Consider the following 7,011-nt stretch of genomic DNA (forward strand, 5'->3'; position numbering starts at 1 on the left):
CACAACTGATTAAGCCATGTTTGCGCTGTTTTTGAGGTATTGCATAAACAATGGTACAGGACGACCAGTTGCCGCTTTGTCTTTACCTGAATTCCATGCCGTACCAGCGATATCCAAATGCGCCCATGCTTGACCTTCTTCGACGAAGCGCGATAAGAAGCAAGCCGCAGTCACAGCACCAGCGCCTTTACCACCGATGTTTTGCATATCAGCAATAGGCGAGTCAAGCTGCGCTTGATAGTCGTCATCCATTGGCATATGCCAGATTAAATCGCCCGATAAGTGACTGGCGTTTTCTAATTCAAACAAGACGTCTTCATCATTACTAAATACCGCTGAGCGTACGTGACCTAAGGCAACCACACAAGCGCCGGTCAAAGTTGCCACATCGATAATCGCTTTTGGATTATAGCGTTGTACGTAGCATAAGGTATCAGCCAATACCAAACGACCTTCCGCATCGGTATTTAAAATTTCAACCGATTTGCCGTTCATGGCTTTCACGATATCACCAGGGCGCGTAGCATCACCTGATGGCATGTTTTCTGCACAAGCAAGGGCACCAACGACGTTAATCGGTAGACGCGCTTCACATAAAGCTTTAATCGTACCGAGTACCGATGCTGAACCGCCCATATCAAACTTCATCTCATCCATTGCCGCACCCGGTTTGATTGAGATACCACCTGAATCAAAGGTGACGCCTTTACCGACTAAGACGATAGGCGCGTCATCATTGGCAACTTGTAAGTCGTTATTTGTATCAGCGTTTTTAGATGATTTCTTAGGCAGTTTGGTTGGTAGTTTATCCGCCAAGGCTTTTAGACCGCCCGCGACTTTGGCGCTGTTAGTGCTGCCTTTATTAGCGTTAGCGCTGAAGTTTGATTTACCACGGTATTCCATGAGTACCAATTTGCCTTCTTTAGCAGAACCCTGTGCAACGGCTAAGAAGCAACCCATGCCAAGCGCCGACATCTCATCTTCACCCAATACGGTGACTTTTAATAGGTCAGGATAGGTTGTGGCCAATTCTTGTGCTTGTTCAGCCATATAAGCGGGGAAGCAGATGTTACCCGGCTCATTAGCGACATCACGGGTTAAGCTTTGACCGGCGAATACCGCTTCAGCAAATGTTAATGCAGCTTTTAATGACTCGTCAGCCAATAAATAGATATCGGTTAAAACTGGCGTGGTTTGCTCAGATTTATATTTATCGAAACGGTAGCTTGCTGCTAGTAAATTCAAAGCAAACTGACCGAAGTGATTTTTTTCTAATGCATCACCTAGGGCGACGGTAATAGAATCGACGCGTTTTTGCGTGCTTTGATAAATGGTATTGGCAATTTTTTGCAATACGCTATGACCAAGCTTATCAATATTACCAACACCGACCAATAACAGCTGTACTGGATTTTCTTTCGCCGTTTTTTTATCACCAGCTAAGGCATAATCAGCGACAGTCTCGCAGGCTTTACCATTAAAATGTGATACTTCCATCAACTGCTTAATGCGCGTTTGATAATCGCTTAATGCGGCTTCAGCTAAGATGTTTTTCTTATCATCGATAAGCACCACAAGGCAGGCCGCGTCTTTACTTTTGGCTTCTTTTTTAAGAATTTTTTGCGTATGCGTCTTTGGTAGGGTTTGGGTTAATTTAATATTCATATAATTATCCTTATTAGAGTTATGAAATTAGCATGATAAAAACGGCAGGTTTTATTTAAATTGCTTATACCTGTTAAATCGTTTGGGCTAATGAGCCATCGCAATAGTGTAGCATATTGCAAGGCGAGTGCGCAGTGAGCAGTGAGCAGTGAGCAAGGCTTAGGTAATATATTTGCACAATTTTGCGATAATTATTTAAGTAATTGTTTTATGTCTTTATAGAGTAGTAATTTACTCACCAACCAATTCAGCGGTCGTGACTAAAGCGGCAAATCTATCTTGTAATGCGGCCATCGCAGTCTCGTGCATCACTTCTGCACTTATGGCTTCTTTTTTATCATTCGGCAAGGCACGAGTGGCACAGGCATCATGGCAGACAAAACTGTCAAAGCCCAAATCAAACGCAGCTCTGACGCTTGAGCTGACACACATATGACTCATAAAACCTGCGAAAATAATTTGCTGCTTTTGCGTGCCTGCTATTAGCGTTTGTAGCTTGGTATCATAAAAGGCATTAGGATGTTTTTTGACGATGACGGTTTCACCCGTCTTTGGTTGTAATTCAGCGACAATATCGACATTTGATGATAAAGGATCAAAAACTTTATCATTATCGGCGCCGTGATGGGCGATATGGACAATAGGAATGTCTTGCGCGCGGGCTTTATCTAATAACAGACGCGCATTTTTAATGGCGTTAGCACCAGCTTGCCCCAATGGCATCGCCCCATCGACGTATTCGTTTTGATAGTCAATAAAGACGATAGCGCAATTTGACCAATCAAGTGCATCAAATTGACCACCAGCAAGTTCAAGTAAAGTAGAAGGTGTAGAGTTGAGTTTGTTTGTCATTAGTATTCTCCGTTGAGCGTTATAAGTATAAATTTGCAGGTATTCAGTCTAGCAATGAAATTTAAAGATAGGCGAACAAGGATACCAAGGACAAACAAACTTTTCTAAATGACATAAAGTAAAAATATAGGACAAATACTTAATAGAGTTGCTCTGATATTAAGTGAGGCTTATAACTCATATACACTATACGCCTTTTTGGTTTTAGCTATTATCCACTAAATAATCTAGCGTTATAGCAAGATAGAGGCAATGTTTTCCAACACATTTCACAGCCATTTTTGAGCAAAATATGCTAGGATTAACGGTTATCTTTATCGCTACTATTTATAGAGTATCGTCAGTCAAACGGCGATAAATTGTGCGCATACCAACCTTTTTCTAAAGAGTGCCTATTGTGATATTACGCCGCTATATGACTCAACAAGTTGCCTCAACGACCGCCTTGGTCTTGGGGTTTTTAGTGGTGATGATGCTTGGCGGCCGCTTAATCCGTTACTTTGGCATTGCCGCAGAAGGCAATCTGGACATCAGCTTATTATTTACCATCATTGGTTATAATTTGCCTTACTTTTTAGAGCTTATCCTGCCATTGGCATTTTTTATTGCCTTAATGCTGGTATTTGGGCGCTTGTATGTTGACCAAGAAATGGCGGTGATTAATGCCAGCGGCGTGTCGCGCGGTAAGCTTGGACGTTTGATGACGCCATTGATATTGGCATTATTTGTTGGAGAGGCGGCCTTATCTATTGTTGGAAAACCGTGGGGCGTACGCTCATCGGAAAGTGTTTGGCAGCAACAGGCATTGACCAGCGCTTTTGATTTGATTCGCCCCAATCAGTTTATCAGTAGTGGCAATTATCATTTGTACGTCGGCAGCTTGAGTGATGATAAAAAGCAATTGCAAGATGTGATATTGATACAATCTGAGCCTAAGCCTAAAGGCAATGCAGCAAAAAACGCGGCCGCTGATGTAAATAATAATATCGACCCAGAAACTGCTGAGCAGCTCAATATTCCAGAGCTACCAAAAGCCCTTATAGGCAAGAATAGTATCAGTAAAGATACCATTACCCTTGCCAAACGCGCTCAGCAAGTAGATACCGGCAGTAGCGGCGTCACCCAATTGGACTTATTCCAAGGTCGCCGCTATGAAGTCGGCGCGGGCAGTTTAAAATACAATCAAGTGGGCTTTGATCGCTACCGTATCACCTTGACCGAATCCTCTAAAGAAGTCATCACCGAAGCCAATATCGAAACCCAAGCGATTGGTCCATTATGGCAAGCCGCAACAGGCAGTACAGCAGTGAATAGCGAAAAAGCATTACGAGCGGCACAAGGGGAGCTTGGCTATCGTCTTGCTTTGCCTTGGCTGATGATTATTGCACCGATGCTGGCCGTGCCACTGGCGCAAGTACGTCCGCGTCAAGGTCGCTGGCTGCGCTTGTTCCCATCGATTTTATTATTTGTCAGCTGTGCGCTGGGTATTATTTCCCTCAAAAATGCGGTGAGTAAAGGCAGTGTTAGCGTTTGGGCGTATGCATGGTTGGTATTAGGCTTTATGGCATTGGCGCTCTATATGAATTGGGGCAGCCGCGTCCAACATCGTTTGCGCTTTCGCAAACCAGATGAGCTGTTAACCGTTAGCGAGCATCAAGGCAATATTGACCAAAAAAGCAATGGCTCACAAGGAGGACAATCCTAATGAGCGCTTTATTCTCTAAATCATCATCGTCTAATTCATCAAAGCCAAATTCGCCAAAAGCCAAACTGAAATTTGCGCCTAAACCAACCAATCTAAAAGTGCTGAGCCGTTACGTTAAACTAAACGCTTTGCTTGCCATCATCGGCGCGGTTATAGGCTTGTGGGCATTGCAGCTGGTATTTTCTTATTTGTCTGAGCTAGATTCGTTAGATGATAACTATACGATGGGCGAGGCGATTAAATATATCTTTTATCGCTCGCCTTACTTTTTAGAGCAATTTATCCCAACGGGCGCGTTACTTGGCGCCGTGGTCGGTTTGGGTTTATTGGCCAATAAAAGCGAGCTGGTCGTCATGCGCGCTGCTGGCGTCAGTGTTTATCGTATCGTCGGCTGGGTGTTGCAGCCTGCCTTGATTTTTGTGCTATTGGCATTGGTGATTAATCAGTTTGTCCTACCGCATTCGAATCAGTTGGCGCAAGAGATTAACGATGAAGATAACAGCTCGCTTGTCACCTCGGTACGCGGTTATTGGACGGTACAGCCACGCTTTGAGAGTGCAAAAGACGGCAGTGCCAAGCCAGATGGCAGCGATATTTTATATATCGATTATGCCGATGTGCAAGGCAATATCGGCGAAGTTAAACGTTGGCATTTGGATAATAATGGCAATCTGCAATCTGCTATTCATGCTGAGGGCGGCAAATATATCGGCCGCGAACCGATAGATACCGATAGCAGCAAGCCGAGCGAGCAATACCGTTACGAGTGGCAGCTGAATAATATGACCAAGCTGATGATTGGTCAGGGCTTTGAGAGTAGCCAAGCTATCGCACCGTCAGATACCTTGAGTTTGCCTTTTGCCCCTGAGTCGGTGTATTTACTCACTCGTAAGGCCGAAGATTTATCATTGACCCAGTTATACGAGCATCGCCAATTTATGCGCCAGCAAGGCACGCGCTCGTTAAGTCATGAGCTGGCCTTTTGGCAAAAGCTGCTGTCACCATTATCGATTTTATCGCTGGTAATTGTCGCTTGCTCATTCGTTTTTGGCTCACTACGTACGCATAGCTTGGGCTTACGCATCGTGGTGGCATTGCTATTTGGCTTGCTGTTTAGTTATGTGCAAGACTTGGTTGGCTTTGTTTCGCTCGCGACTGGATTCTCGCCATTATTAATGGTGTTATTACCGATTATCGCCAGTGCGATATTGGGTGGTTATTTGTTGAAGCGGCAAATGTAACCTTAAAAATGTAATTGTAAAAATATAACTTTAAAAATATAGTTCTAAAAATTTAGTTCTAAAAATTTAGCCATAAAAAATCCCGCTAAGACATCATCTTGTTAGCGGGATTTTTGTTTGCTCAGTTTTTAAGTTGCTTAAGCTTAGTCTTTGGTCGCCATGGTAATGGTATAAGTTTTACCTTGTTTAACCTTTTCGCTATTACCAAACACTTCGGTAAATGAGCGCTTCATAAATTGACGCAAGCCATTAATCGTCACCACATAAAAACGCCCACCTTGACGCATGCGCGCATAGGCATCAAGGAAGTATAAATAATGCTGCTCTTTACCTACTTTGGCTGGCAAGTTCGACATCACAAGGCTAAAGTCTTTGTCTTTTGCCACATGATTAAAGCCGTTAGACAAATGCACATCAACATTTTTCAGACCGTTTTTCTCGCAATTACGGCGCGCATATTCTACCGCCATAAAATCTTTATCAATCAAGGTATGCAGTCCATTCGGACATTCACGCGCCGCCGTCATACCAAGCACGCCATAGCCACAGCCCAAATCTATCGAATCATCATCCGCTTGAAAATCCACATAATCAAGCAGCATCAAACTGCCATCATCGAGCTTTTGCGGCGAGAATATACCCCATGTGGTCGCAAAATCAAACGGCTTGCCCAGCACATCTTGGCGAAAGTTGATATCTTCACGCCAGTGTTCGGCGCTTTTTAACAGGTCAGCAGGGGGTCTATGGCTCATGGGATTCTCGGATTATTTAATAAATAGAAGGTTAATATACTATGGCAGGTATTGTAACGAGAAAAGGGCAGGTTTGCAGCTAGGGATTCATTTAAAATTTATCTTAGTTAAAGATAAGATTGATTATTATTGCTAGACTTAAATCCGCTTTAGCTAACTATAGAGTATTTTATGACAGACATTGTATTTACATCTAAAATTGATTTCTGGATTGGATTTACGCTCTTGGGAGGTAGTTTTATGATGATTGGCATTCCATTTTGGCAATGGAAGAAAAGTGAAAACGGCTCGTTAGCTAAAGCTATTTTTTTGGCATTTATTTTCTTACCTTTTATAGTATTAATGCTTATGCCGTTTTTTGGTACGAAATATACGTTATCAGACGGTCATCTTCTTATAAATAATGGTTTTTCTACGCAGCGTATTGAGCTTACAGACATTACTTATATTGCTCCAACCCGAAATATGGTTTCTGCACCAGCTCTGTCGTTAGATAGACTTGAGGTAGACTATAAAAATAAAAAGGTATTAATATCGTTAAAAGACAAACGATTATTTTACCAAGAAATAAAAGCGCGTAACCCTAGTATAGTGATAGCAAAATAAGGTAAGCATTTTGGTTTATCTAGGCGGATGATACTGGGTGTCCAACTTATTTTATCTTGTTCTTGACGGATCACTATCCTCAAAAGTCTAAAGACAATAGACCTCTTGCAAAAGTAGCAAAGGGAATTAAAATAAGAAGACGCTCATAACTTTTTAGGAACCATGCCAAACATAGATAAGCTACTCAAAC

The 7,011-nt window shown here is 42.7% G+C and carries 6 protein-coding genes; 3 read left to right on the forward strand and 3 right to left on the reverse strand.

Going from position 1 to position 7,011, the window contains the following annotated elements; genetic code table 11:
* Nucleotides 1–9: 9 nt before the first annotated feature.
* Complete coding sequence (locus PG901_RS04910; protein ID WP_271133721.1) at nt 10–1,665, reverse strand: leucyl aminopeptidase; 1,656 nt, start codon at nt 1,663–1,665, stop codon at nt 10–12.
* Between the two features lie 231 nt (nt 1,666–1,896).
* Nucleotides 1,897–2,517, reverse strand: a complete 621-nt coding sequence (locus tag PG901_RS04915) for a cysteine hydrolase family protein (RefSeq protein ID WP_271133722.1) — start codon at nt 2,515–2,517, stop codon at nt 1,897–1,899.
* A 415-nt stretch (nt 2,518–2,932) separates the two neighbouring features.
* On the opposite strand from PG901_RS04915, the gene PG901_RS04920 reads away from it, so the two are divergent.
* Both PG901_RS04920 and lptG read left to right on the forward strand, forming a co-directional pair.
* The gene (locus tag PG901_RS04920; RefSeq protein WP_068407346.1) at nt 2,933–4,222 is read left to right on the forward strand and encodes an LPS export ABC transporter permease LptF; all 1,290 of its coding nucleotides are present in this window, start codon (nt 2,933–2,935) and stop codon (nt 4,220–4,222) included.
* Complete coding sequence (lptG, locus tag PG901_RS04925; RefSeq protein WP_068407349.1) at nt 4,222–5,463, forward strand: LPS export ABC transporter permease LptG; 1,242 nt, start codon at nt 4,222–4,224, stop codon at nt 5,461–5,463. The genes PG901_RS04920 and lptG overlap by 1 nt, the downstream gene beginning before the upstream one ends.
* A 143-nt stretch (nt 5,464–5,606) precedes the next feature.
* Here the strand turns inward: lptG and PG901_RS04930 are convergent, their stop codons facing one another.
* Nucleotides 5,607–6,215 carry a class I SAM-dependent methyltransferase gene (locus tag PG901_RS04930; protein WP_068407352.1) on the reverse strand — a complete coding sequence of 203 codons (609 nt, stop codon included), beginning with the start codon at nt 6,213–6,215 and terminating at the stop codon, nt 5,607–5,609.
* 171 nt (nt 6,216–6,386) lie between these two features.
* Between PG901_RS04930 and PG901_RS04935 the strand changes: the two genes are divergently transcribed.
* On the forward strand, nt 6,387–6,821 hold the full coding sequence (locus tag PG901_RS04935; RefSeq protein ID WP_271133723.1) for a PH domain-containing protein: 435 nt from the start codon (nt 6,387–6,389) through the stop codon (nt 6,819–6,821).
* Nucleotides 6,822–7,011: the final 190 nt, after the last annotated feature.

It is taken from the genome of Psychrobacter sp. ANT_H3 (genome assembly GCF_027919975.1).
GTDB classification, from domain to species: Bacteria; Pseudomonadota; Gammaproteobacteria; order Pseudomonadales; family Moraxellaceae; genus Psychrobacter; species Psychrobacter maritimus.

Coding starts and splice junctions, on each gene's coding strand:
- PG901_RS04910 (WP_271133721.1), bottom strand. CDS start 1,665: ATGAATATTAAATTAACCCAAACCCTACCAAAGACGCATACGCAAAAA.
- PG901_RS04915 (WP_271133722.1), bottom strand. CDS start 2,517: ATGACAAACAAACTCAACTCTACACCTTCTACTTTACTTGAACTTGCT.
- PG901_RS04920 (WP_068407346.1), top strand. CDS start 2,933: ATGACTCAACAAGTTGCCTCAACGACCGCCTTGGTCTTGGGGTTTTTA.
- lptG (WP_068407349.1), top strand. CDS start 4,222: ATGAGCGCTTTATTCTCTAAATCATCATCGTCTAATTCATCAAAGCCA.
- PG901_RS04930 (WP_068407352.1), bottom strand. CDS start 6,215: ATGAGCCATAGACCCCCTGCTGACCTGTTAAAAAGCGCCGAACACTGG.
- PG901_RS04935 (WP_271133723.1), top strand. CDS start 6,387: ATGACAGACATTGTATTTACATCTAAAATTGATTTCTGGATTGGATTT.